This window comes from Solibaculum mannosilyticum (assembly GCF_015140235.1).
In the GTDB taxonomy this organism is placed as follows: Bacteria; Bacillota; Clostridia; order Oscillospirales; family Acutalibacteraceae; genus Solibaculum; species Solibaculum mannosilyticum.
Genome location: NZ_AP023321.1, coordinates 870,332 through 896,557 on the forward strand (window position 1 = coordinate 870,332; position 26,226 = coordinate 896,557).

The window sequence follows — 26,226 nt, forward strand, 5'->3', positions numbered from 1 at the left end:
GCATCCTCCATTAGAGATGTAGTGTTTCAACCGATGCGTGACCTGGTCACGGCAAAAAGATGATATACTGATATAATAACATATAGTAACAAGCATTTAATCTGTTTGTAAGAAATAAAACTCTTAAGAGCATGATAAAATAAGAATCACAGGAAGGTAAGGTGATATGGAATGATGAAAACCATTATTGTCGGAGGCGTAGCAGGAGGGGCGTCGGCAGCAGCGCGGCTCCGTAGGCTGGATGAGAAGTCCCAGATCATTGTTATGGAGCGAGGGGACTATGTTTCCTTTGCAAACTGTGGCCTGCCGTACTACATCGGGGGAGAAATCACGCAGGAGAGCCATCTGACGTTGCAGACCCCCAAAAGCTTCAAAGCTCGTTTTAACATCGATGTACGGGTAGGCAATGAGGTTCTAAAAGTCGATCCTGAGACAAGATCCGTCACCGTACAGGATCATAAAACAGGGGAAACCTATACCGAATCCTACGACAATCTCATTTTATCCCCGGGCGCAGAACCCATCAAGCCGTCCATCGAAGGGGTGGATTCCAGCAGGGTCTTCACTTTGCGCAACATCCCGGATACCATGAAAATTAAGTCTTATCTCGACCAAAATAACCCGAGATCAGCTGTTGTGGTGGGAGGCGGATACATCGGCGTGGAGATGGCGGAAAATCTCAAAAATGCCGGATTATCCGTGACCATTGTGGAACTGGCCGATCACTTGATTGCACCTTTGGACTTTGACATGGCAGCCGACGTGCATCGTTATGTCAAGGGGAGGGGGATTGGCCTCGTGCTGGACAATGGAGTCAAGGCCATCCGGGAGGCTGCCGATGGATTGAACATCGCGCTGGACAAAGGGGACCTGAACGCCGATCTTCTGATTTTATCAGTAGGAGTTCGTCCTGAGACAACCCTTGCCAGACAATGCGGGATCAAGACCAATGAAAGAGGATCCATTGTGGTGGATACCCACATGCGGACCAATGTAGAGGGAATCTATGCTGTCGGCGATGCAGTGGAGGTTACGGATTACATCACGCAGAGACCGGCCTTTATTCCCCTTGCCGGACCGGCCAATAAACAGGGGCGCATTGCAGCCGACAACATCTGTGGCTTTGACAGCCGGTATGAAGGAACGCAAGGTTCCTCCGTCCTCAAGATTTTTGACATGACGGTGGCCACTACAGGGATCAATGAAAAGACGGCCCAGGCCGCCGGAATGGACTACGATAAAACTTATATTTACTACGGATCCCACGCCGCCTATTATCCGGGGGCGACCAATATGTCGGTGAAAGCACTTTGGGACAAAAAAACGCATAAACTGCTGGGGGCGCAGATTGTGGGCTTTGACGGCGTGGACAAACGGATGGATGTATTAGCCACAGCCATTCGATTTGGGGCAAAAATCACCGATCTGGCAAAGCTGGAACTATGTTATGCACCGCCCTTCGGCAGCGCCAAAGACCCGGTCAATATGCTGGGATTTGTAGGGGAGAATGTCGTAACGGGGAAACTCAAACAATTTTTCTGGCACGATGTGGAGTCCCTGCCCCGGGATGGAAGCGTAACCCTTCTGGATGTGCGTACAGCAACCGAGGTGAGCCGTGGGAAAATCGATGGATTTATGCACATCCCTGTGGACAGCTTACGTCAGCACTTGGATCAGATTCCAAAGGGAAAACCAGTTTACGTCCATTGCCACAGTGGATTGCGCAGTTACATCGCCTGTCGGATCCTGATGGGAAATGGTTACGACTGCTACAACCTGGCCGGAGGATGGAGACTTTACGAATCCGTCATGCATGAAAGAACCGTTCCAGAATACGTGTGCACTGAATGCAAATAATCCTGTAAGAATAAGAAAAAAACACCGTCCGAAAATTATTTCGGGCGGTGTTTTGCGTAAAATTAACGTCCTCTATTAGAAGAGGAGCCTGAATGTGATTCAATCTCCATAACTGCCATTTGATCCGGAGTTACATTATATTTTTTTGCATAGCCGATCCAGTAGGATGTAGAGGCTTTTACAAAGACCTTCTTGGGAAGCGGCATCGTAACTTTCAGAACTTCCGATCTCTTTTCCTGAATGGCATGGGCCATTCGTTTCATCTTGCGTTTAACGAGGAAAACAAACGGTGTATTTAAAATGGCTTCTCCACTCCCGATACATAAGGTCATACCGTAAGGGAAGTGGTTTTGTTTACAAAAAAGGCGAATCATATCCACCGCAACAGAGGTCTGTTCCGGTTCGATAAACCCACAATTGATCACCACATGAATGGCCGGTTTTTGCTGAAAGGAATGGGAATGCAGCTCCTGAAGAAAGCGCATTAAAGTGACGGGAATGCCGTCGGCATAGAGGGGGAAGACCAGAAGCAGATGCTGGCATCCTTCGATTTTCTGACAAGCCTCATGATGCTTTTTACTGGTTACATTGTATTCGCCAGTCTCCGAAGGCCAAAAAAGCTTGAACAATTCGATATAAGCCTTGGAGTTGGACTTAGGTGCTCTTGGACTTCCATTGACGATCATCATTTTTTCCATTTGTCTACCTCTCTTTGGACCGTATTTTCCACTTCATTCTCAGAGACGAAAAAGATTTCCCACTTTTTAAACACCATATTTTTGGAATTTCTGGCGATTAATCGTTGAAATAATTCCCGGCTCTCCTCCGAGAGATCGCCGTAGGCAATGATAACTGCCTCTTTTTCGGCAACATTTCTTTGAAAATGATGAGTTTCCCCTTGGTACAAGCGGATAAACGCCTGTTGGACAGGCAGGGCACGTTCCAACATCGTTTTCATGACGATATCATAACTGCCGTAACAGATTTTACTGACATAGATCACCTTACTGCTTTGAGCAATCAGGGGATAAATGGAGACAGCGTCGTCCCGAATAACACATTTTCCAGGAGTCTTCACCCAGCAGCCAAAACAGCCGACACAATTTGAAATTTTTTTCTGCGATAAGTCAATATAGCGATTCTCAGCCTCATCCGGCAACGTTACATTTATTGGAACATCACTCATCAATAGATTCAATGCCATCATCTCCTCGCACAATGATTCTCTTTATACGAAACCATATTTCTCTTGATTTTGCAAGATGAAAATTCAGGATTTCCTATAGATAAAAGAAAAACTGCGATGAACCGTTGGCTCATCGCAGATGTAAGTTTTGCCTGATGTCGGAAAGAAAAAGGCACAGCGCCTTCCTCTAACAGATTACAGAAACTGACGGATATCACTTGTCAGCTTTTCTTCCAGATGAATCAATCGTTTGGCAATATCTTTAGAAACTTCGTCTGCAGCTTCGTATTCATTCAGGTATTTGTTCAGGGATTTGACTCCCATATTACAGCCGTCTGTCATCAAATCGGCAATCGTCTTATCGGACTCGTTCATGACCAACTTCATATTGGTTTTCATCCAGGACATGCCCTTGGCAATGGGATTGGGATCCTTACCTTCATCCTGGTATTGATCCAGCAATTCCTGGATTTCCGTATTAAGTTTCTCATGTTCCGCTTTACAGTCCGACAAATATTGCTTGAGTGCATCAGAATGGACGTATTCCAACACATCATCGATCGATGCTACTCCCATTTTGACGCCGGCATCGCATTCCCTCAAAAGCCGAATTGTATCCTGTTCAATCACAGTTTAACACCGTCCTTTCCGTTTTAAAGGAAGTATTCCCCAAATAACGGAAAAGATACTTGCTAAGCAGCGCGAGAACAAAATACAAAAGCCGTCGCACTGCTCTTCAGCACAACGAAAAAACGTGTTACAATTCCTCCATCGGGATCCGTAGGGTTACAGTTGTGCCCTGATCGCTGCTTTCTATTTCCATACTGCCGTTTACCATTTCCAGTAGACGGGTGCGTACATTTTCGATCCCGATATGAGCGTGGTCTCCCAGATTAGAATATTTCCCTGCCCTTTTTATCCCAATTCCATTGTCCTCAATTGTCACAATAGCTTGCCCTTTTTCCTTCTTCGTACGTATGGTAATGACCCCGCCTTCTTCCTTTTTCAGGATACCATGGCGCACAGCGTTTTCCACAAGCGGCTGTAGGGTCAAAGATGGAATAAAAAAATCGGTTATCTGGATATCGTAGACAATACGAAGTCGGTCTTGAAAACGCTGTTGTTCCAGATACAGGTAGTTCATGACATGGTCCAGTTCTTTTTCAAACGGTATGGGGGAGCGGGTTTTTAGACTATCCATATTTGCCCGCAGAAACAGAGAGAATTCTTTAATCGTTTTTTGCGCTTTTTCAGGATCGCGTTTGCATAAGTGGGAAATAGTCCCCAAAGCGTTATATAAAAAATGAGGTTGGATTTGGCTGAGCATGATGTCGATACGCAGTTCAGCAAGCTCCTGTTCCTGCCGGCGGAAAGCCAGCTCATGCTCAAACTGGATATTAACTAAAATAAATAACAGGGCGAGAGCCACACCAATGTTCACGACGGCCACACCCCGCAGCAACATTTGTATTGCGCCGCCTCCCAGCGGAACAAAAATATAAAGCAAGAAAAACATGACTTCCCGCCGGGTTAATTTTTTTCGATGTACAATCACTAGAACAGTGAATGATATATAGCAGAACAAGGGGACCAATTGGGAAATCAGAAACAGGCTGCCTCGCTGATATCCGATGTCGGTTACATAGAATATAGCGCCGGTGAACGGACTGACAATTGCAAAAAATATCTGCACGCTACACACAATCGTAATGGCCGTCAAGAAGCCTTTCTTTTCCTTACCGGAAAGCTTTAGGTATTCGCTGATATACCGGGCGAAAAAATACAGCACAAAGGCCGATGCAATATAAAATAAGGCGCTGGAAACAGACAAAGTAATTTTCATCGACGGCTTAGAAGAGTCCCGAATGATCCAATCAGGTAAGTCGCCGATAATCATAAAAATATTGGAGATGCTAACGCCTAAAAAATATTGATTCAGTCTCTGTTTATACCGATGGCTACTCAACAAATATACAATGGGAACCAGCGATAGAACAATACTAAAAATATCCAGCGATATATTGGCGATTATCATTTGATCCAATTGCTTCACCTTGTTTTCTATGTTGCGATAATCATACACAAACTCATTCTATAAGTTATAGCATAGATCAGCAGGGCTTTCAATGCTCTTAGACAAAACCATAAAGAACGTATGGAATCCATGCCGGTTTATTCTAGAACTATAGGAAGACAAGTCCTCGATAAGACAAAAGGAAAACCTAAGGTGTGCGACTTGCTCAGCGCAGGTACGGGTTTACGCTACAAAAAAGATACTCCGCCATAAACGCGAGGGGACAGGCAAAATAAAAAACTGAGCCCGGAACGCGAAATGCGTCCAGGCTCAGCTTGGTAGGTTTATGCTACCCAAAAAGACACTCGCTACAAACGCGGGAGACAAAATTGTCAAAAGAAAAACCTGCGGTGCGCGACTTGCTCACCGCAGGTGTGGCGGAGAAAGAGGGATTTGAACCCTCGCGCCAGTCACCCAGCCTACTCCCTTAGCAGGGGAGCCCCTTCACCACTTGGGTATTTCTCCGAATAGTAAATAAAAACAAAAACTTATTAAATTAAAAAGAATGGTGTGGCGGAGAGGAAGGGATTCGAACCCTTGGCACTTACGTGTCACTGGTTTTCAAGACCAGCTCCTTAAACCGCTCGGACACCTCTCCCTATCTCAATCACAGTGTCACATATATTACCATAAAGGAAGAAGAATGTCAATCACTTTTTTTACATTTTGAAATGATTTCCTTTTTACAGTTATGATTATGCGCAATGAATACTTTAATATGTGTATGAATTACTATAACTGATTTGTATTGGAAATAAAAGTGAAGAATATAAAGTTTTGAAAGAGAAAAACGAAATGCCCTTGACGAAACATACAGGATATGGTATAGTATTAGTACCTCTAAAGGGGTTTATTTTTTTGCCCTGGTGAGGGAGGCTAAATTTATTCCGGAGATTACGGGAGGTGCCGTCATGAGAGTCAAGATCACCCTGGCTTGCACGGAATGCAAGCAACGCAACTACAACAAGATGAAAAACAAGAAGAACGATCCCGACAGGTTGGAAATGAAAAAGTATTGTCGTTTCTGCCGCAAACACACCCTTCATAAAGAGACGAAGTAAGGGTTTGGACTGGAGGAATTATCATGCCTGAAGCAACTACTCAAGAAAAGTCCAAGTCCCGGTTCAGCTTTAAAAAGATGGGTTCTGGGATCGCTAAGTTCTTCCGCGGTTATGCCAGTGAGTTTAAGAAAATCGTATGGCCGACTCGCAAGCAGGTCATTAATCATACCTTGATTACCATTGTAATGGTAATCGCTGTTGGTATTTTTATCTGGCTGCTTGACTGGGGATTGGGCGCACTGCTGTCCTGGCTGCTTTCACTTAAAGGCTAAGGCCGGAAAGGCGTTGAGAGTACATGTCCGATTCTGCTAGATGGTATGTAGTCCATACGTTTTCCGGGTACGAAAACAAGGTAGCTACCAACCTTCGTACACTGGTGGAAAATCGTAAGCTCCATGATCTCATTCAAGAGATCCGTGTCCCGACTGAGATTGTCACAGAAATCAAGGACAATAAAAAGAGGGAAGTGGAGCATAAGCTTTTCCCCGGATACGTATTGGTCAAGATGGTCATGACCGACGATAGCTGGTATGTGGTGCGAAATACTCGCGGCTGTACTGGTTTTGTCGGACCGGATTCCAAGCCCATCCCCTTGACGGAAGAAGAAGTCTTGGCATTGGGCGTTGAGAAGAAGGAAATCGTGGTTGACTACGCAGTGGGCGACAACGTCCGCATTATGGACGGGCCTTTGGAAGGCTTTATTGGTATTGTCGAAGAGATTAACGTGGAGCAAAACAATGTCCGCGTTACCATCTCCATGTTTGGCCGTGAGACACCGGTAGAACTGGAGTTGGATCAAGTAGAACCAGTTAACGATTAATAGCCGCTGGTTTGAAACAAAACGGTAATATGCGCCCGGAAAAGGGCGCTTATTATGCGCGCTTTTCTTTTGAGGCGCGCTGGGGAGCGACCCCTCCCCGGTGGGAGGAAAATCAATAGGAGATTTTCCGCCATTTACCACGTTACTATGGAGGTGCAAACAAATGGCTCAAAAGGTCACAGGTTACATTAAGTTGCAGATTCCGGCAGGGAAAGCCACTCCTGCCCCCCCTGTAGGTCCTGCGCTCGGCCAGCACGGTGTCAACATTATGGCGTTCACCAAAGAATTCAATGAACGCACCAAGGGTGAAGTCGGAATGATCATTCCGGTTATCATTACGGTTTATGCAGACCGTTCCTTTACCTTTGTTACCAAGACTCCGCCCGCAGCCGTCCTCATCAAAAAGGCCTGCAATATCGAAAGTGGTTCCGGCGTCCCCAACAAGACGAAGGTTGCTACCATTTCGAAAGAACAGATCCGTAAAATCGCAGAGCATAAAATGCCCGACCTCAACGCTGCGAACATCGAGAGTGCTATGTCCATGATCGCTGGTACCGCTCGCAGCATGGGCGTCACGGTAGAAGAATAAGACGCCCGGGTGGAAGGAACTTCATCCGCTATACCACTCAACAGGAGGATACGCTAATGAAACACGGTAAGAAATATACTGATTCTGAGAAACTGATCGATAGACAAAAACTCTACGATCGGGATGAGGCTCTGGAACTGGCCATTAAGACCGCCAAAGCCAAATTTGATGAAACTCTGGAAGTTCATATTAAATTGGGTGTCGACAGCCGTCACGCTGACCAGCAGGTCCGCGGCGCCATTGTCCTCCCCAATGGTACTGGTAAATCGGTGCGCGTTCTGGCTTTCTGCAAGGGCGATAACGTCCAGCTGGCCCAGGATGCAGGTGCTGACTACATCGGTGATATGGATACCGTTGCCAAGATCCAGGGCGAAGGCTGGATGGATTTTGACGTGGTAATTGCAACTCCCGATATGATGGGCGTTGTCGGCCGTTTGGGTAAGATCCTCGGTCCGCGTGGCTTGATGCCCAACCCCAAGGCTGGTACCGTTACCCCTGATGTTGCCAAGGCTGTAAAAGAAGCTAAGGCCGGTAAGATTGAGTATCGCTTGGATAAGACCAATATTATCCATTGCCCCATTGGAAAGATTTCCTTTGGCGTGGAGAAACTGGGCGAGAACTTTGAGGCTCTGGTTGGTGCTGTCGCAAAGGCAAAGCCGGCTGCTGCAAAAGGCCAGTACATGAAATCCTTGGTCATTGCTTCGACCATGGGTCCTGGCATTCGTCTCAACCCCAGCAAATACTCCAACTAATTGATTTGGATGTAAACCTCTCAGGTTCCAAACCTGAGAGGTTTTTTATTTCTATGGAAAAATAAAAAGAAATAAATGGCAATTATAATTATAAATTTATGGTAAATAAAAAAATAAATGCAAATTAAACTATTAACTTCCAAATAAAAAGCAGGAATTTCCTGGGAAAAATAAAATATTGTCCCATAATCCTACTATAAAGGTTGGTATATATTCTAGACAAAGGAAAAAATCAGCGCATAATCCATAAATTTTTTGAAAAACTAGGCTGTTTTTTACGATCTAACAGACGCTTTGACTTTTTGATGGAGAGAGAATATAATAGCCTCACGCCGATAAGAAAGCACAAAAAAATGTATGTCTCCCGAAATAAGGGGGGCTAGACAATAAGAAATGCAACAGAAATCCAGGACAATTTTAGTTAGAAAATTTTGACATTTTGAGTGATGGTTTCGCAGTAAGAATGAAAACCAGCGGGAACAGTTAAGCCTGTGTAACCCAAAGGAAATGTCGATTGGATACGGAGGTTGTTTCTGGTATGATGAAAAAAGTATTGTTAATCGGCAACAGCGATCTGTCCATCTACAATTTCCGCCGCGAATTGGTGGAACGTCTTTTGCAAGAAGGATATGAGGTACATATTGCTGTGCCCTATGGGAAAAAGATCGATCAGCTCAAAGCAATGGGATGTTACTTTGTGGATATCCCTGTAGACCGTCGAGGCACCAATCCGGTGAAAGATCTGGCTCTTTTGAAAAAGTATATACAGTGCATGCGCAAGATCCGTCCGGATATCGTGTTAACCTATACCATCAAACCCAATATATACGGCGGATTGGCCGCTCAGATGCTGGGGATTCCGTATGTCGCCAATATCACGGGGTTGGGGAGTGCAGTGGAAAATCCCGGTTTGGTGCAAAAGGTGACGGTCGGACTTTATCACTTGGCATTCCGAAAAGTGGATTGTGTGTTCTTCCAGAATGAAGAAAACCGTCAATTCTTTGAACGCCGTGGCGTTGCTTTGGGAAAACACAAGATGCTTCCTGGATCGGGAGTCAATTTGGAACAGTTCAAAGTGATCAATTACCCCTCGGACAACACCATCGAATTTCTGTTTATCGCCCGTGTCATGCGTGAAAAGGGGATTGACGAGTATTTGGAGACGGCGAAAACCATCCGGAAGAAATATCCCCATACCCGGTTCCATGTCCTCGGTTTCTGCGAGGAGGAGTACGAGCGTAAGCTGAAGGGCTTGCAGGAACAGGGAGTCGTTGAGTACCACGGGATGCAAAGGGACATCCGACCCTTTGTGGGAAAAAGCCATTGTACCATTCACCCGTCCTATTATCCGGAGGGTATGTCCAACGCCTGTTTGGAGAGCAAGGCATGCGGACGTCCGGTTATCACTACCACCCGCAGCGGCTGCCGTGAGACGGTGGACGATGGTCAGACGGGTTTCCTCTTTGAAGCTAAAAAGACCGACCAATTGATTGATCGGGTGGAGTACTTCATTCAGATGTCCAACAGAGATCGGGAACGCATGGGACTCAATGCACGGCGTAAAGTAGAACGGCAATTTGACCGCCGTATTGTAGTCAACCGGTACATGGAGGAAATCGAACAGCTCATCGGCTGATGTCGGTTTTGTCCATAAGGCCTTTCCTTCAATAGAAAGGGGCGGCCTAACATCCGCCCCAAAAATGAAAACAGAAAAAGAAAGATTTTATAATATCGAAAAATAAATAAAAATAATCAATTAAAAGAGATGCCTTTTCCCAGCGAAAGGGCATCTCTTTTTTATCATATCATCATGAATTAGAATGGGATTTCATACTGAGCATGGCATCCCAAATCTTGCGGGATACATCGTATTTAGAGAGAAGAGGTAATTTCTCCACACCCTGATCCGAGATAAGGGTAATGATGTTGGTATCCACGCCAAAACCGGCGCCTTCTTCCCGGAGGCTATTGGCACACATCAAGTCAGCATTTTTCTTTTTGCGCTTTTCTTGCGAGTGATCCAGAAGATCCTGTGTCTCCATGGAGAAACCACAGATCAATTGTCCCGGCTTTTTGGAAAGACCCACTGTCTGTAAAATATCAGGGGTCCGGGTAAGCTCCAAAACAGAATGGTCAGAAGTCTTTTTGATTTTCTGTTGGGATACGGTAGCCGGACGATAATCAGCTACAGCGGCAGCAAAGGCGAGCATGTCCTGCTGATGGCTTACAGCGGTGACGGCATCAAACATATCCTGAGCGCTCTCCACATGGATTACGTCCACAAAAGGCGGGTCGGGCAATTGATCGGATCCCGTTACCAAAGTGACATGGGCGCCGCGACGGGCGGCATTAACGGCCAATTCATATCCCATCTTCCCGGAGGAATGGTTGGTCAGATACCGCACAGGGTCCAGAGATTCCCGAGTAGGGCCGGCTGTGACCAGGACATTGAAACCGGTCATATCCTTTTGCTCCGCCAGGTAGAAAAGCATGTATTGGAGGAGGTATTCCGGTTCCGGCATTTTTCCAGCTCCGGTATCGCCGCAAGCCAGATGTCCGTAAGCCGGCTGAATAACAGTCCATCCATAGTGCTCCAGGGTCTTGAGATTATCCTGAGTGGCTGGATTTTCAAACATAGCGGTATTCATGGCTGGGGCAATCAGTTTTTTACAGCGGCAGGCGAGCAATGTACTGGTCAACATATCGTCGGCCAATCCATGGCTCAGTTTGGCGATGGTGTTGGCCGAAGCGGGAGCTACTAAGACGGCATCGGCCATCTGAGCCAATTTAATGTGGGGGACGCGGAATTCGGTATCACGATCGAATGTATTGGTAAAGCATCTCTGGCCGGATACTCCTTCAAAGGTGATGGGGGATACAAACTGCATGGCATTCTTCGTTAGGATGGGGTGGACAACAGCGCCCTGTTTTGTCAACAGACTGGCCAAAGCGGCGGCTTTGTAGGCGGCGATACCACCGCAGACACCCAATAAGATGTGTTTTCCCGACAACAACAAAGGGATCACCTCCAAAAATCTGAACTCATTTTATTATAAAGACATTGGCAAAGGATTGCAAGAAGTGGATAATAAGTCCGGTAGAGTAAAAAGCAATTTACCAAAATTTGTATTTCTTATTGATTTAAAGGGGGAAAATAAGGTATAATAATAAGCACAAATTTGCGCTGTATCCCGTATCTGACGGGAACAGCAGCAGGAGGTAATCAAAATGAATCCATCGACCACCACATCCAAGTACCGGGATTTCGTGTTGTTGGCCCTTTTTGTGGCCATCACCTTTGTCCTGGGAATGACGCCTTTGGGCATGATCCCTCTTGGCTTGATCAAAGCCACTTGTGTACATGTACCAGTCATTTTGGGAAGCGTGCTGCTGGGTCCCAAAAAGGGAGCGGTACTGGGTACCACATTTGGTCTCGTCAGCCTGATTTCCAACACCACGACGCCGGCGGTTTTATCCTTTGCGTTTTCCCCGTTTATCCCTGTGCCGGGGCAGGCGACAGGTTCCCTGTGGGCGCTCGTCATCTGTTTTGTACCCCGCATTCTGGTGGGGATCGTGCCGGGCCTTGTATTCCAGGGCATCCAAAAGATGAGAAAAGGAAAAAATACTTTGGCACTTGCTGCGGCAGGTGTAGTAGGTGCGATTCTCAATACAGTGCTGGTCATGGGCCTGATGTATATCTTATTCCAGGACGCCTATGCAGCGGCCAAAGGGATTGAGACAACCATGGTACTGGCCGGTATTTTAGGGGTTGTCGGCACCAACGGCGTGGCAGAGACGGTGGTGGCCGCCGTACTGGTGACAGCCATTGGAAAAGGGATCCTGGCTGCAACAAAACGGGGATGATAGAGAAAGGGGAAAACGGTGATGATTCTTGCCATTGATGTGGGAAATACCAACATTGTGATGGGCTGCATTGAGGATGGAGAAATCCGAATGACGGCTCGCATCGCCACCAATCGGTTAAAAACAGGCGATGAATATACTCTAATTCTTCACGAGCTTCTCAAGATGCGGGGCATTGACGGGTCCGCATTGGAGGGGGGCATTGTGTCGTCTGTGGTGCCGGGGCTGTCCCAGGCCATGAAACACGCGGTGGAGAATGTGACAGGTAAAAGTCCTCTGATGGTGGGGGCCGGACTTAAAACCGGCCTGAATATTGTGATGGATCACCCAGGTCAGCTGGGCGGGGATCTGGTGGTGGATGCTGTAGCTGCATGCCACCAGTATGAGCCGCCCATAGCCATCTTTGATATGGGAACAGCCACTACCATGAGCATCATCGACGAACAAAAACGTTACATCGGTGGAATGATTATCCCGGGCGCTTCCCTTTCGCTGGAAGCATTGGCCAGCCGGACAAGTCAGTTGCCCCACGTGGGAGTGGAGGCTCCACGTACCTTGATCGGCACCAATACGGTGGATTGTATGCGGGCGGGGATTGTATACTCCACCGCCGCCATGATCGACGGATTGATCCAGCGCGTCAATGAAGAGCTGTCCAAGCCTGTGACAGCAGTGGCTACAGGTGGATTGGCGGAGATGTTCGTCCCTTATTGCAAGGAGAAGGTCATTTATAACCGCAACCTGCTGTTGGATGGACTGTGGATTTTGTATCAGAAAAACAAAAAGGAAAAACGATAATCTTTCCGGAAACATAAGAAAGCGGATCAGGGAGAAAGGAGGGGACCAAATGAAGAAAAGGGTATTTTTGTTGGGCGGAGCGTTTGTGATGGTATCGGTACTTGCCTTTTTAGCGGGACGAGCTTCAAAAGGAAAGGGGCCCTTGGCATCGCTGATTTTAAAGGATGTTTCTTGCAAATATACCAGTCCCAAAACAATGAAGAGAACCTCTGTACAGGACTTCTCAAAAGGCTCCTCTCTTTTTCAGGATGCCCCTTCTGAGATCCACAATGACATGTCTGAAAAAATTCCCTCAAAACAACCGGCATTGGTTTCACAATCAGTGCAAGCAGCGGATGAAGCGGAGCGAGACAAACCGTTAGGACTTGAGGAACAGAGTGAGGCTATAGATGAGATCAAGTCACAGCCGGAAAGGGAAGAGGAGCCGGAAGAAATGGTTTTAACACCGCCGGCACCGTATATTCTCAGCACCAACACGCGGAAATTTCACCGTCCTACCTGCCGGGAAGTCAAAAAAATCCGGCCCCAGCATTATGCCGCCGCTTACTCACGCAAAGAAGCCATGGGTATGAACTGTTCCCCTTGCCAAAGATGTAAACCGTAAACGATGCATTGATAAAGGAAAATCCCCGTTTCTTATCTTAAAAGATAGAAAACGGGGATTTGATTTTTTTGTATAGGAAACCTGAACTGAATTAGCGTTCAGCAATGGGAATGTAATCCCGACGAGGCGCCACATTTTTGTAAGACGGGCGGATGATTTTACCTGCATTGATCAATTCCTCAATGCGGTGAGCGCTCCAACCGGAGATACGGGAAATAGCAAAGATGGGGGTATACAGTTCCAGCGGCAGATTGAGCATGCTGTAGACAAAACCGCTGTAGAAATCGATGTTGGCGCTGACGCCTTTGTAAATCTTACGTTCTTCGGAGATGATCTGAGGAGCCAGACGTTCCACTGTGGAATACAGCTGGAATTCATCTGTCAATCCCTTTTCTTCCGAGAGGCTCTTGACGAACTTCTTAAAGATGTTGGCTCTGGGATCGGACAACGAATACACTGCATGCCCCATACCGTAGATCAGGCCGGCTTTATCGAAGGCTTGCTTGTGAAGAAGCTTTTTAAGATAATCGGCTACAGCATCTTCATCTGTCCAATCAGACAGATTTTTCTTCATATCTTCAAACATCTGGACAACCTTAATGTTGGCGCCGCCGTGTTTGGGCCCCTTTAAAGAACCAAGCGATGCAGCGATGACCGAGTAAGTATCGGTGCCGGAGGAAGAAACCACATGCGTGGTAAAGGTGGAATTGTTACCGCCGCCGTGTTCGGCATGTAGCACCAGCGCCAGATCCAAAATACGGGCTTCCAGCTCGGTGTATTTCTCATCCGGACGGAGGATACGCAAGATATTTTCCGCAGTGGAAAGCTCCGGCAGGGGATTGTGAATAAACAGGCTCTTGCCATCGTGATAATGGCTGTAGGCCTGGTATCCATACACCGACAGCAGCGGGAACAAAGCGATAAGCTGCAAGCACTGGCGCAGCACATTGGGGATGCTGATATCATTGGCATTTGTGTCGTAAGAATACAAGGTAAGTACACTGCGAGCCAAGGTATTCATCATATCCGGCGACGGGGCTTTCATGATGATATCCCGCACAAAACTGGTGGGAAGGGAACGATAGTTGGCCAAGATCTGAGTAAAATGATCCAATTGATCTTTGTTGGGAAGATCGCCGAACAGAAGCAAATAAGTGGCTTCCTCAAAGCCGAAACGTTTTTCCCGAATAAAGCCGCCCACAATCTCTTCGATGTCGATACCGCGGTAATAGAGTTTTCCCTCGCAGGGGACGGTTTCACCATCTACAACTTCACTGGACTTAATTTCCGAAATCTCAGTCAGGCCGGTCAAGACGCCTTTGCCGTTGAGATCGCGGAGTCCTCGATTGACTTTGTATTTTGTGTACAAGGAGGGATCGATGGCGCTATTATCCAAACACAACTGAGTCAACTCACGGATTTGGGGTGTGATTTCAGAAAAATTTACATTGGACGGATTCAACATGTGACATCACTCTCCTTCATTACTTTCATTTAAATAATTCTCATTTTACCATATAAATCTGAACAATTTATGACCAACTGGGCTGTTAAGCGCAAATAAATAAAAAACATCATAAAATTTATACTTTTATATTTGATTTCATGACATATTGACTAAATTAATACAGCAATCTGGACAATAAAAGCTTCCATGATTTTCCCGACATTGCCTAGGATAGGAGTAAGATATTGACGTATATAAGGGGGAAATGGTATAATCAAAAAAATAAATTGAGGTTGATAATGAAAAGCCTTGTAACTTTATTTTGTGAAAAGGAGCTTGAACAATCATGCAGAAGGTCGCCATCGTTACCGATTCGGCATGTGATATCACCGAAGAACTGCAACGACAATGGGACATCAATATATTGAATTTTGCCATCACTGTGGATGGGAATTGTTACACCGAACGGGTGGATTTTACACCTCAGCAGTACTATGATATTTTGCGGACTGCCAGTGGAATCCCCAGCACGGCTCATATCACAATGTTCCAGTTCCTGGAGCTCTATGGAAGCTATGATGAACAGGGATACACAGATGTTATTTTGGTCACCATCAATGCCACCGGTTCTGCCACCAATGATGCGGCACAGCTGGCATTGCGTCAATTCAAAGCCGAGAATCCGGAGAGCACGCTAAATGTCCACATTATCGATAGCCGTACTTATTCGTTTGGCTACGGCGGACCAGTGTGCCGGGCGGCTGAGATGATTGCAGAAGGCCGGCCGGTAGAACAAGTTATCACTTATTTAAAAGATACCTTCAGCCGGGTGGAGATCCTTCTGACAGCTTATACGCTTAAGTATATCAAGCAATCAGGGCGTGTATCGGCTGCTGCTGCTTTTGCCGGCGATCTGCTGGGCCTTCGTCCAATCATCAGTTTGATCGATGGGGAATCGGTGGTTCGTTCCAAGGTAAGAGGGGATAAGCAGGTGCTTCCCGCCCTGGTCCGTTATGCCAAGGATCACAAAGATGGTCAGACGCCTTATAGCATCGGCACTACCAATTGGGAAAACGGTGAACGATTGGCTGCCCTTTGCGAACAGGAGATGGGCTATCCGCCCGAACGTGTTTTTTATCTGGGATGCGCCATCACTACCAATACAGGACCGGACGCGATTGCCATTGTCTACCAAGGGCCGTCCAGAGGCTAAGGATACCATGCAAGCACATCGAAGTCCCATAAGGGCTTCCGATGTGCTTTTTTGAGCGATGTCCGGGATGCCTTATTGAAAAAATTTAAAATCATTTAACAGAATTTGAAGAATGCTTCATATTTCTTTCACAAGAGAGGAGTATTCTAATAACAAAAGCCCGTATCACAAGAATAAGGAAGTGGATTGTTTGAATCAGACAAGGAAGAAGATAGCGCCTCTTTTGGCCGTGACGTTAGTCCTGACCATGATTTTTGCCGGCTGTGGAAAGTCGGAAGAAGGGAGTTCTTCCAAGACGGTGGTGTCTTCGGAAAATCCCAGTCAGACTGCCCGGGTTGCTACTTGGAAAATGCCTCAGACCATCCAGCCCAATTACTACAGTCAATATCTGGACGGCAGCCGGGAGATCAAGGTTTCCAATTTTATGAGTTCCAGCGATCAGTTACAGGCGCTTTTGAACGATGATGTGGATGCCTGTGGGATGTCGCTGACAGCCGCCATTGAGGCAGTGGCCGATGAAAAACCGGTGGTTATTGTATGCGGCATGTACGAAAAGGGAGCAGCGCTGGTGGTAGGAGCTGATTCCGATATCCAAGAAGTAGCCGATTTAAAGGGGAAACGCATCGCTTGCCAGAAGGACAGCACTCAATATGTCCAGCTGCTTAATCTGCTCAAGGAAAATGAACTGGACGCTGAAAACGACGTTACAATCCAGGAAGCCAGTCCGGAAAATATGGAAACCCTGCTTCAAAACGGGGAAATTGATGCCTACTGTGGAATAGAACCTTATGTCTCCCAGGCGGTGTCCGACGGAACGGTAAGAATTCTGGATACTCCCTATTTTGATGATGATATTGGTCTGACCGATACCGTTTTGGTGACCACCAGAGAAAATACTGAAAGAAAAAATTTAATGATCAAGGATTTGGTCAAGGGACAAAAAATGGCGACAGAGACCTTCCAAAACGATCCGGATTTATGGGTTTCCGAATCAGCTCAGCAGACCGGGATAGATGAGGATATCATCAAAGCCTCGCTGGATAATTTGGAGCTGGACTGGGAAATCGACGAGGACTTTGTCGAGCAGGTGGAGGCTTTGTGCGAAAAAATGACGGAGTTAGGCGTCATTGCAGAGGCTCCAAATGATGTATGGGAATTTGTGGATTTGAGCTTTGTGGAGTACGTTAATCAATAAAATCATGTACTAAAAGGGCCATGCGGCAATTGCCTGCATGGCCCTTTCTGCGTGAGGAGGCAGAACTCACTTGTTTTTCTGAAATAAGTTTTGGAACCAAGCTCCGATTCCAGAACTGTCCTTTTGCTCCGACTGTGCGGATTCCACTGCCTCCGGCTTCTTGATTTCGGCTGTCTTGAGGATGAATTTTACATCGGTCTGAGCTCCTTCTGGAGCGATGGTGAAGATGCTGTTGTCTTGCCCCAGATCAGCATAGGCATTTACCTTCTTGAGCAGGAGATCGGCGGTATCGGCGGTATCTAAATACTGTCCTACAGTATTTTCTTCCATCATATCATTGAGCTTGGAGAAAGCGTCTGATGCAGCGTCTATGGTGTCAGGAGATGCAATGGAAGTAAGGGCGTCGGTGATCTGGCGGTTGGATTCCAGATCCACCTTCATCTTGAGCAAAGTGGCGATGGTCTCAGGAGAGTTCTCCAAAGAGGCACGGGTTTGAGCGTTGTCCATCCCCTGAGAGAGTGACCGGAGAATAGGGGAAGCATCCTTAAGATCCTTTTGCAGGGTGGGCAGCATTTTGACGAAAGCCTGTAAACTGGGATCATTGGAATGTTCAAGCAAAGAGGAGACGAATTGTAAATTACCGGCGTTTGCATCCAGATCCTGTTTCATTGTCAGGAGTTTGGAACTGGTATCTTGCAGATACCGCATGGTTTGGGGATCCCCCAGAACTTTCTGCAAAGAGGAAAGCTGATCTTTATTCTGTTCCAGCAAGGAGGTGAGGTCGCTGAGACTGGGCATGATGGTCTCCACAAACTGGATGGAATCTTCGATGTTTTGAATACCGATATCCTCGATGTTTGCTTCCAGAGATTTTGCTCCCTGCATCAAGGACAGGATCTGGGCGGTGACCTGATCGGTCATCTGACCGGCCTGGGACAGTTGAGTGTTGAGATTATCCTGAACGGTAGAGAGGATCTGTTTTACAACAGGTACAAAAGCGGCTGATACCGTGCCGGACTGGACCTGCTGTGTGAGGACTTGTTGCAGGGCGGCCACTTGACTGTCGCTGGAGGCTGCTAATCCGATGCAAAGGGTCACATTTTCCCGATAGGAAGGGGGAACGATGCCGTCATCCCCCATCATATCGGCAGGGGAAACGGCCAGGATGGCCTCTAATTTAGAGCTTTCTATACCGGTAGCGGCCGACAATTTTTCCATAGCCTTTTGGTTGACCAAAGCCGATACCATGGTGTGGATTTCATCTTCTCCCAAGGTGATGCCCTGATCAGCCAGAGAGGAAGTAAGATCATGGAGCTGATTTGCCAGAGCCTGGACGTCGTCGCTGTAGCCTAAAAGACGTTGTAGAGTAGGAAGTGCGCTGGGATGTGCGGCAATCTCGTCGGCCAAATGGCCGCTGCTCTGGAGGAGAGCCGTCAACTGATCGGCACTGCCAAGACTGCCCAGAATGCTGTCCAATTGATCGATGTCGATGTTCTGTAGTGCGGCTACGTCATCCAAAAGACGTTTGGCATTTTGGATGCTTTGGTTGTTCAGCTGTCCGCCCAGGCTGTTTAAGAAGGGGCTATCCAGAAGCTGGTCGAGCTGAGAAGCACTTACGTCTTTTTTCAGCCGCTCCACAAGATTGATGTTCTGGGTGCTGATATATTGAGGAAGCAGGTCCAGAAGAGAGGTATCCAGTTGATGGAAGGTGTCGAGGTCATCGGTGAGGGTCTGAAGCCCCGCTGTTTTCTCAGGATCGGTTAAAAGAGACCGCAGCACTTCATCAGGATCCATCTCGGTGACGGAATTTTGAATGTCCTGTAAATCGCTTAAATTCTGTTTGACGTCCTCAAGGCTTTGGGATACTTTTAGGGTATCCAGCTGAGGGATTTGTGTGGTCATGGCCATCATCATGTTGCCCAACTCGAAATCGGTGCAGTCGGCGGTGACGGTGATGGTTTCCGGGAAGGAAAACGGTTCCATATCGGGGATATCCAGATCGCTAAGGCCCAAACTCTCGTCCAAGCCGGGGAGGGATACAAATACAGCGGCTTGTTTTGTGCCGTCGCTTAATAGGGCGCCGTTTTCAACTTGGATGTTCTGGAATGTTTCTTCCGGCAGAACCATTCCTCCCACCGCCATGACAGGAGTATACATGGTGACCGACTGCCCGTCGATATCGACGGCGTGGGACTGGTTGTTTTTCAGGGAGATCTCCATCTTCACTTTGCCCGATTTGCCGGCCAGATCCTGGGGCTGGATGCTCTGACCGTCCAGGTAATAGGAGATCTGGATGCTTACGGGTAGTTGCTTGTCGGAAAGGCCCTGGTAATAAAGGTCGGTACCGGGCATATCCCAGGTGAGACGCTGGCCGTCCTGTTTGGGACTGCTGTCCCCTTTGACGTTTTGGATATCGGTTAAATCGCTTTGATCCTCCACACGGACGTTGGCTTCATCGGCATGCAGCCAATCGGACACCAACGTCTTGGTGGGAGAACCGTTTGCATCCAAGGTGACATATACCGTTTCCGATTTTTTAAGAGCGCCGTTGTAATCGCGGTATGAGATCGGCTGGGTTTCGCTGGACGACTGAGTGGCAGACGTCTGAACCGAAATGTCGGGCTGGGCAGAGCAGGAGGTGAGGGCCATCATCTGCACAACCAGCAAAAGGCAAAGAACTTTTCGGATGATATCTTTGGATTTCATAAAAAAGCCTCCTATTGCATTTGAGATGGGGAAGCGGGATGCTCCGACGGTTTGGCGCTGGATTTTCTCCAGCCGATGGACGTTTTCGCAAATATTTTTTCACAGCATAGAAGCACCGGCGTGAGCAAGAATACAATGACCACTGCGCTGATGATAGCGCCGCGGGCCAGCATGGCGCAGATGCTCTGGATAATCTCGATTTTGGAGATGAGGGATACGCCAAAGGTGGCGCAGAACAGCACCAGGGCGCTGGAAACAATGGAGCGGTCGGAAGCATTGGCGGCGATGCGGATGGCATCCATACGATCATGGCCGTTGTGAAGTTCCTCTTTGAACCGGGTGGTTAAGAGGATGGCGTAGTCCACCGTGGCGCCCAGCTGGACGCATCCGATGACGGTTGGGGAGATAAAGGGGATGACCGTCCCGGTGAGGAAGGGGATGCCTTCGTTGATAAAGATGGCCAGTTCGATGGCCGCCACCACCACAATGGGGATGGTGATGGATTTAAAGCAGACGGCGACGATGATAAAAATAGCCAGGATAGAGATAAAGTTGGTCATTTTAAAATCGTGGTCGGCGATGTCGATCAGATCCTTGGTGAGGGCGCCTTCACCGGTGATGACGGCGCTTTGATCGTAGGACTTGACGATGTTATTGAGTTGTTCGATTTGGGCGTTTTCTTCGTCCATGGCGGCGCGGTAACGGGAATTGACCATGAGAAGCTGATAGCCGTCCTTTTTGCAGATCTCTTTGAGGTTTTCCGGGATGAAATCATCCGGGAAAGCCGGTCCCACAAATTTGTTGTAGGATAGGACGCTTTCAATACCGTCCACCTTTTCGATATCCGACGTCATTTGGGTCAGCTTGCTGGCCGGAAGGCTGTCGTCCACTACGATAAAATGAGTGGATGACATATTAAAATCGTCCTTGAGCTTGTTGGTGGCCACGATGGAGGGGAGGGTATCGGGGAGAGAAGCGTCCAGATTGTAGTACATATTGACGTGGCTTTGGGCGTAAAAAGCGGGGATGAACAACACAAGGAACAACACGGCAAATACGCGATGATGTTTTATTACAAATCGATTGATGCCGTCAAATTGAGGGACGAGACTGCGGTGACGCCATCGGTGGATGGGTTTGTCAAAGGTGAGGATAAGGGCAGGCAACAGGATGATGACCGTCAATACGCCCAATACGACGCCTTTAGCCATCACAAGGCCGATGTCCATACCCAGGGTGAGGCTCATAAAGCACAGGGCCAGAAAGCCAAAGATGGTGGTGAGGGAGCTTCCGGACAGGGAGGTAAAGGTGCGCTGGATGGCGTGGGACATGGCTTCTTTTCGATCGGGAAATTTATTTTTCTCCTCTTCGTACCGGTCGATGAGGAAGATGGAGTAGTCCATGGTGACGCCCAGCTGCAAAATCGCGGCGATGGATTTTGTCACATAGGACACCTGGCCGAGAAAGATGTTGGTGCCAAAGTTATATAGGATGGCAAAACCGATGTCCACAAGGAATACGACCGGCAACACCCAGGATTCCATGGTGAACATCATGGCCACCATGGAGAGCAAAACCGCCAATCCCACGTAAATGGGCATTTCCTGATCGGCCAAGTCCTTGGTATCCTTGACGATGACCGAAAGACCGCTCAAAAAGCACTGCTGATTGAGCATGGAACGGATCTGACCGATGGCATCCAGGGTCTCTTTGGAAGCGCCGGGATTGTCGTACTTCACCAGGATCATGGTGGAATTTCCATCCTGGCTGTAGAAAACATCCCGGATTTCGTCGGGGAGGATCTCGCCGGGTACGGTGATATCTGTAATATCGCTGACCCAGATGGCATCGTTGACGCCCGGGACTTCCTTAATTTTTTCCTTCAGCGAATCCACATCCTTGGCCGGCATGTTTTCCACAATCAGCATGGAACTGGCGGCGTTGTGAAAGGTCTCATCCAGAACCTCCTGCCCTTTGGTGGAATCCAAGTCCTGGGGGAGGTAGGAGAGAATATCGTAATTGACGTAAGTAGAAACGGCGCCGATTATGCTGGGGATGAGAAGCAGCACGGAGACGATAATGATCAATTTGGTGTGCTGCGTGATCCAGTGGGCAAAACGTTGAATCAAGAAAAAACGCCTCTTTTCGTGCAAGATGTGTAAGACAGTAGCCCTCAGCAACGGTGGCTGAGGGCTATCGGCTGAATCTTAACAAAGCAGTTTCCGGATGAGAAAATAGAGGGTTGGCTTGATCTGGGAGAGGGAATAGGGTTCTTCCTCCAGAATGGCGTCGCAGCACACAGAACCTACCATAGCGACGATAATGTAGAGGGTTTGTTGCGCCTGTTGCAGGGTCTCGCCTTTGTTCATAAAGTTTTGAGTAAAGGCGTCTACTGCCTTCTGCAAGTCGGGATCAGAGATGGAATCGCCGCACAACAGTTTGGCGGAAAAGTTTTTGCGGATGAGTTTGAGCATATCTTTGTGCCCTTGGAAGAATTCCACCAGATAATCGATGAAAAACAGGATCTCCTTTTCAAAATCCATAGCCTCTTGTTTTCTGCGTTCTTCTAACTCCCCGAGAGCTTCACGGATGACAAAAAGGCTCTTGTGCAGGGTGATCTGATTGACGAGATCGTATTTATCCTTAAAGTAGAGATAAAATGTCCCTTTGGCCACGCCTGCTTTTTTGACGATGTCGTCAATGACGGTGTTGTTGATTCCTTTCGTGATAAAGAGATCGTAGCCTGCATCCATCAATTTGAGACGTTTTAATTTTTTCTTTTCCGATGCTGTTTCCACGGTGACCCCCTCCTTAAAGTTAGGCTGTGGACAGGCAATTGACCAATAGTCATTTTTGATTGCGGGATTATGGTATCACAAAAATGACTATTGGTCAATTATGAAAAGCTGTTTTTTACAATTTGTTCATAATTTAGATTGTCCAAATAGAATAACATTCCTATATGAATATGGAATAAAAAGAGGTTGTCGATCGATGTAAAATACGGTATACTTACCATAATAGACAAGGAGGGTATTGCAATTATGAAATATGAAATTCAAGGGACGCCTTTGCCAGCAGCCATCTGTTATTTAGACGCCGGAGAGAGAATGATCACCGAAAAAGGTGCCATGGCTTGGATGAGTCCCAATATGAAGATGGAAACCACCAGCAATGGCGGTGTCGGGAAGATGTTCGGACGTATGTTTTCTGGAGAAGCTATGTTCCAAAATGTCTATACAGCGGAAGGCGGCCCCGGCATGATCGCCTTTGCATCCAGTTTCCCAGGTTCCATCCGCACTGTACATATCACTCCGTCAGAAGGTTTGATTGTGCAGAAAAGCGCCTTTTTGGCTTCGGAAGTAGGCGTAGGACTTTCGATTTTCTTCCAGAAGAAATTGGGAAGCGGCTTTTTTGGCGGCGAAGGCTTTATTATGCAGCATTTGACCGGACAAGGCGTTGCCTTCTTGGAGATCGATGGTTACGCTATTGAATACGATCTGGGGCCAAATGAATCCATCGTGATCGATACTGGATATCTGGCGGCCATGAGCGAGACCTGTAAGATGGACATCCAGAAGGTCAAGGGCGTCAAAAACATGCTGTTTGGCGGTGAAGGTGTCTTTAATACTCTGGTCACTGGTCCGGGAAAGGTGATCCTGCAAACCATGCCCATCAGTCAATTGGCGGGAGTGGTGCGTCCCTTCATGCCAACCGGCAATTAAACTTTACTTTGATGATAAAACATAAAAAGCCGACGTCCTTTTCCAGAAGGACGTCGGCTTTTTGCAGTAAAATTTATCCGCCGAAAAGCTGAGGGAAGAACTTAGCGATATACCCTTGCACAAAGATAACGATCACAATGATCGGCAGGATATAAGATACATACACCCGGGACCATTTGGGGAATTTGAGGCCATTTCCAGCGTTGGCTTCTTTTTGGAAGTTTTTCCATCCCCATCCGTAGCGGGAGGTGCAGAATAATAGGTACACCAAGGAGCCTAAGGGAAGCAGATTGTTGCTCACCAGGAAATCTTCCAAGTCTAAGATGGTGCTCCCATCTCCAAAGGGCTGGAATTCTTTCCACAGATTAAAGCCCAAAATGCAGGGCAGGGATAAGATTAAAATAGCTACTAAATTGATGAGCACCGTCTTGCGGCGGCTCCAGCCTTTTAAATCCATCCAGCAGGAGATAATATTTTCAAACACTGCGATAATCGTGGACAAAGCGGCAAAGAGCAAAAAGACGAAGAATAGGAATCCCCAAATTTGTCCGCCTGGGATGGAGGCGAAGACATTGGGCAGGGTAACGAAAATCAAATTGGGACCACTGTCCGGATTAACGCCAAAGGTAAAGCAGGCGGGAAAAATAATAAGGCCTGCAATGAGGGCAACGCCGGTGTCCAGCAGGGAGATCCGAACCGCTTCTCCTGTTAAAGAGTGCTTTTTATCGATGTAGCTGCCGAAGATGGCCAGGGATCCCATGCCGATGCTGAGAGTGAAGAAAGCTTGTCCCATAGCATCGAAGATGGCGTTAAACAGACCGTTTTCAGTCAATTTAGAGAAGTCAGGGAAGAGGTAAAAGGAGAGACCTTCCCCTGCACCGGGCAAAGTGAGGGAGTGGACAGCCAAAACAGCCATAATGCCAAGCAGACACAGCATCATGACTTTCGTAATTTTTTCCACGCCTTTCTGAAGACCGCCGGAGCACACTCCAAAACACGCCACCACAACCACGACCATCGCTACAATCATTATGGTAGGGTTCATTTGCATGGACTGAAAAACTCCAGAGACCTGTTCCGAATTCATATCGGTAAATTCTCCAGAGATCATCTTAAAGCAGTAGATGAGCATCCAGCCGCCGATGGTAGTGTAAAACATCATCAGCAGGTAATTGCCGATGAGTGCAGGATACTTATGCAGATGCCACTTGGAACCGGGAGGTTCCAGAGCGTCAAATGATTTAGCAACGCTCTTTTGACTGGCACGGCCTACAGAGAATTCCATCACCATGATGGGCAGCCCGAGAGCGATCAAAAATACCAAGTAGATGAGCACAAAGGCAGCGCCACCGTATTTACCGGTGACGAAGGGGAAGCGCCAGACATTGCCGAGTCCAATGGCGCATCCGGCCGAGATCAACAGGAATCCCAGCCGAGAGGAAAATTTTTCACGCTGCATAAACCTTCCACCTTTTCTTTTAACAATCTTGAAATGATTTCTTTATATTACCAGATTCTTCCCTCAAATACAATATAATTCTAGAAGAAACAGCGAAATATAACGGTTATTTTACCAAGTTAGAAGAAAAAGAAACCGCCTGGCTGGTGTAAAATACAGACAGTCAGACGGTTTTATCATTGCAACCAATGCCAATAGAAGAGCAGGAGTATGACAGATACTTTTTCTACTCCTGTCTTCGATGTTCACTGACGCGGTAGCTCAGGGTAAGGAGACTATCTCCCAAGTGGACATTTTCCACTACAATGTTGGGAAAATGGAGGGACAAGTCAAAATGGCTGAAGTTCCAAAATCCTTCCACACCCCATTCCACAAGACGCTTGGCGATATCAAACACAGCATCCCGGGGCAAACAGAGAATGGCCACAACCGGCTTGTTTTGTTTGCAGAACTCCTCCAAACAATCGCCGCTGGAGATGGGGATGCCGTTGATTTCCTGGCCTTGCAGCTTGGGATCCCGGTCAAAAATACCGATTAAATGAAATCCACGGTCTTCAAACACCATATGGGAAGCAATAGCGTGACCTAGATTGCCGGCGCCCAACAGAATGGTGGGAAGGTTGTTGCCAACGCCTAAAATACGGCTGATCTCATCGTAGAGCTGTTCTACAATATAGCCGTACCCCTGTTGGCCGAACCCACCGAAACAGTTGAGATCCTGACGGATCTGGGAGGCAGTGAGCCCCATACGCTCCGACAATTCCCGGGATGATATGCGGGTGACGCCGCTTAACATGAGGTCGTGGAGAAAACGATGGTACCGCGGAAGGCGTCGTATCACCGAAAGAGAGATATTGTCGCGCTTCGTACTCATGA

At 47.4% G+C, this 26,226-nt stretch carries 24 protein-coding genes and 2 tRNA genes; 13 read left to right on the forward strand and 13 right to left on the reverse strand.

The annotated features are described in order from the left end of the window. The first annotated feature begins 174 nt into the window (after positions 1 to 174). Positions 175 to 1,857: an FAD-dependent oxidoreductase gene (locus C12CBH8_RS04085; RefSeq protein ID WP_215533783.1), complete on the forward strand. Its 1,683-nt coding sequence runs from the start codon at positions 175 to 177 to the stop codon at positions 1,855 to 1,857. A gap of 62 nt (positions 1,858 to 1,919) precedes the next feature. Here the strand turns inward: C12CBH8_RS04085 and C12CBH8_RS04090 are convergent, their stop codons facing one another. The 6 genes from C12CBH8_RS04090 to C12CBH8_RS04115 all read right to left on the reverse strand — a co-directional run bounded on the left by C12CBH8_RS04090 (position 1,920) and on the right by C12CBH8_RS04115 (position 5,715). Then, entirely contained in the window at positions 1,920 to 2,555 is a 636-nt protein-coding gene (locus C12CBH8_RS04090) for a protein-tyrosine phosphatase family protein (RefSeq protein WP_215533603.1), read from the reverse strand. After that, entirely contained in the window at positions 2,543 to 3,055 is a 513-nt protein-coding gene (locus C12CBH8_RS04095) for a flavodoxin family protein (RefSeq protein ID WP_090267471.1), read from the reverse strand. The genes C12CBH8_RS04090 and C12CBH8_RS04095 overlap by 13 nt, the downstream gene beginning before the upstream one ends. A 183-nt stretch (positions 3,056 to 3,238) precedes the next feature. Beyond that, complete coding sequence (locus C12CBH8_RS04100) at positions 3,239 to 3,673, reverse strand: hypothetical protein (protein WP_090267468.1); 435 nt, start codon at positions 3,671 to 3,673, stop codon at positions 3,239 to 3,241. 127 nt (positions 3,674 to 3,800) lie between these two features. Then, the gene (locus C12CBH8_RS04105; protein ID WP_215533604.1) at positions 3,801 to 5,126 is read right to left on the reverse strand and encodes a sensor histidine kinase; all 1,326 of its coding nucleotides are present in this window, start codon (positions 5,124 to 5,126) and stop codon (positions 3,801 to 3,803) included. 366 nt (positions 5,127 to 5,492) lie between these two features. Beyond that, positions 5,493 to 5,582: transfer RNA gene (locus C12CBH8_RS04110), tRNA-Ser, on the reverse strand. A 46-nt stretch (positions 5,583 to 5,628) separates the two neighbouring features. Next, a tRNA-Ser gene (locus tag C12CBH8_RS04115) sits at positions 5,629 to 5,715 on the reverse strand. A gap of 313 nt (positions 5,716 to 6,028) precedes the next feature. On the opposite strand from C12CBH8_RS04115, the gene rpmG reads away from it, so the two are divergent. The 6 genes from rpmG (at position 6,029) to C12CBH8_RS04145 (ending at position 9,975) form a co-directional block, all read left to right on the forward strand. After that, a complete protein-coding gene (rpmG, locus tag C12CBH8_RS04120; protein WP_090267463.1) occupies positions 6,029 to 6,178 on the forward strand; it encodes a 50S ribosomal protein L33 in 150 nt (49 codons plus the stop codon). 23 nt (positions 6,179 to 6,201) lie between these two features. Further along, a complete protein-coding gene (secE, locus tag C12CBH8_RS04125) occupies positions 6,202 to 6,450 on the forward strand; it encodes a preprotein translocase subunit SecE (RefSeq protein ID WP_246441709.1) in 249 nt (82 codons plus the stop codon). 23 nt (positions 6,451 to 6,473) lie between these two features. Further along, positions 6,474 to 6,998: a transcription termination/antitermination protein NusG gene (nusG, locus tag C12CBH8_RS04130; protein WP_090267460.1), complete on the forward strand. Its 525-nt coding sequence runs from the start codon at positions 6,474 to 6,476 to the stop codon at positions 6,996 to 6,998. A gap of 163 nt (positions 6,999 to 7,161) precedes the next feature. Further along, entirely contained in the window at positions 7,162 to 7,587 is a 426-nt protein-coding gene (rplK, locus tag C12CBH8_RS04135) for a 50S ribosomal protein L11 (RefSeq protein ID WP_090267459.1), read from the forward strand. A gap of 56 nt (positions 7,588 to 7,643) precedes the next feature. Beyond that, entirely contained in the window at positions 7,644 to 8,339 is a 696-nt protein-coding gene (gene rplA / locus C12CBH8_RS04140; RefSeq protein ID WP_090267456.1) for a 50S ribosomal protein L1, read from the forward strand. A gap of 538 nt (positions 8,340 to 8,877) precedes the next feature. Beyond that, entirely contained in the window at positions 8,878 to 9,975 is a 1,098-nt protein-coding gene (locus tag C12CBH8_RS04145) for a glycosyltransferase family 4 protein (RefSeq protein WP_246441710.1), read from the forward strand. A 172-nt stretch (positions 9,976 to 10,147) separates the two neighbouring features. On the opposite strand, the gene coaBC is transcribed toward C12CBH8_RS04145, so the two are convergent. Beyond that, entirely contained in the window at positions 10,148 to 11,353 is a 1,206-nt protein-coding gene (gene coaBC / locus C12CBH8_RS04150; protein ID WP_099323417.1) for a bifunctional phosphopantothenoylcysteine decarboxylase/phosphopantothenate--cysteine ligase CoaBC, read from the reverse strand. A gap of 214 nt (positions 11,354 to 11,567) precedes the next feature. On the opposite strand from coaBC, the gene C12CBH8_RS04155 reads away from it, so the two are divergent. The 3 genes from C12CBH8_RS04155 to C12CBH8_RS04165 are packed head-to-tail and all read left to right on the forward strand — an operon-like array spanning position 11,568 to position 13,605. Next, positions 11,568 to 12,203: an ECF transporter S component gene (locus tag C12CBH8_RS04155; RefSeq protein WP_090267455.1), complete on the forward strand. Its 636-nt coding sequence runs from the start codon at positions 11,568 to 11,570 to the stop codon at positions 12,201 to 12,203. Positions 12,204 to 12,224: 21 nt separating this feature from the next. Then, a complete protein-coding gene (locus C12CBH8_RS04160) occupies positions 12,225 to 13,001 on the forward strand; it encodes a type III pantothenate kinase (RefSeq protein ID WP_090267452.1) in 777 nt (258 codons plus the stop codon). Positions 13,002 to 13,050: 49 nt separating this feature from the next. Beyond that, the gene (locus C12CBH8_RS04165; protein ID WP_099323404.1) at positions 13,051 to 13,605 is read left to right on the forward strand and encodes a hypothetical protein; all 555 of its coding nucleotides are present in this window, start codon (positions 13,051 to 13,053) and stop codon (positions 13,603 to 13,605) included. Between the two features lie 91 nt (positions 13,606 to 13,696). Here C12CBH8_RS04165 and C12CBH8_RS04170 read toward each other — a convergent pair whose 3' ends face one another. Next, positions 13,697 to 15,070 carry a citrate/2-methylcitrate synthase gene (locus C12CBH8_RS04170; RefSeq protein ID WP_099323403.1) on the reverse strand — a complete coding sequence of 458 codons (1,374 nt, stop codon included), beginning with the start codon at positions 15,068 to 15,070 and terminating at the stop codon, positions 13,697 to 13,699. Positions 15,071 to 15,398: 328 nt separating this feature from the next. Between C12CBH8_RS04170 and C12CBH8_RS04175 the strand changes: the two genes are divergently transcribed. Next, entirely contained in the window at positions 15,399 to 16,265 is an 867-nt protein-coding gene (locus tag C12CBH8_RS04175; RefSeq protein WP_099323402.1) for a DegV family protein, read from the forward strand. A gap of 190 nt (positions 16,266 to 16,455) precedes the next feature. Further along, entirely contained in the window at positions 16,456 to 17,460 is a 1,005-nt protein-coding gene (locus C12CBH8_RS04180; RefSeq protein WP_215533605.1) for an ABC transporter substrate-binding protein, read from the forward strand. Positions 17,461 to 17,526: 66 nt separating this feature from the next. On the opposite strand, the gene C12CBH8_RS04185 is transcribed toward C12CBH8_RS04180, so the two are convergent. The 3 genes from C12CBH8_RS04185 to C12CBH8_RS04195 all read right to left on the reverse strand — a co-directional run bounded on the left by C12CBH8_RS04185 (position 17,527) and on the right by C12CBH8_RS04195 (position 22,964). After that, positions 17,527 to 20,166, reverse strand: a complete 2,640-nt coding sequence (locus tag C12CBH8_RS04185) for a hypothetical protein (RefSeq protein ID WP_215533606.1) — start codon at positions 20,164 to 20,166, stop codon at positions 17,527 to 17,529. A gap of 11 nt (positions 20,167 to 20,177) precedes the next feature. Beyond that, positions 20,178 to 22,295, reverse strand: coding sequence for an efflux RND transporter permease subunit (locus tag C12CBH8_RS04190; RefSeq protein WP_215533607.1), 2,118 nt, complete (start codon positions 22,293 to 22,295; stop codon positions 20,178 to 20,180). A 78-nt stretch (positions 22,296 to 22,373) separates the two neighbouring features. Further along, positions 22,374 to 22,964: a TetR/AcrR family transcriptional regulator gene (locus tag C12CBH8_RS04195; protein ID WP_090267438.1), complete on the reverse strand. Its 591-nt coding sequence runs from the start codon at positions 22,962 to 22,964 to the stop codon at positions 22,374 to 22,376. A gap of 246 nt (positions 22,965 to 23,210) precedes the next feature. Here C12CBH8_RS04195 and C12CBH8_RS04200 point away from each other — a divergent pair, with 246 nt between their 5' ends. Continuing rightward, complete coding sequence (locus C12CBH8_RS04200) at positions 23,211 to 23,891, forward strand: TIGR00266 family protein (protein WP_090267436.1); 681 nt, start codon at positions 23,211 to 23,213, stop codon at positions 23,889 to 23,891. A 73-nt stretch (positions 23,892 to 23,964) separates the two neighbouring features. Here the strand turns inward: C12CBH8_RS04200 and C12CBH8_RS04205 are convergent, their stop codons facing one another. Then, positions 23,965 to 25,350, reverse strand: a complete 1,386-nt coding sequence (locus tag C12CBH8_RS04205; RefSeq protein ID WP_215533608.1) for a sodium-dependent transporter — start codon at positions 25,348 to 25,350, stop codon at positions 23,965 to 23,967. Between the two features lie 226 nt (positions 25,351 to 25,576). Continuing rightward, on the reverse strand, positions 25,577 to 26,224 hold the full coding sequence (locus C12CBH8_RS04210; RefSeq protein WP_090267430.1) for a redox-sensing transcriptional repressor Rex: 648 nt from the start codon (positions 26,222 to 26,224) through the stop codon (positions 25,577 to 25,579). Between the last annotated feature and the right edge of the window lie 2 nt (positions 26,225 to 26,226).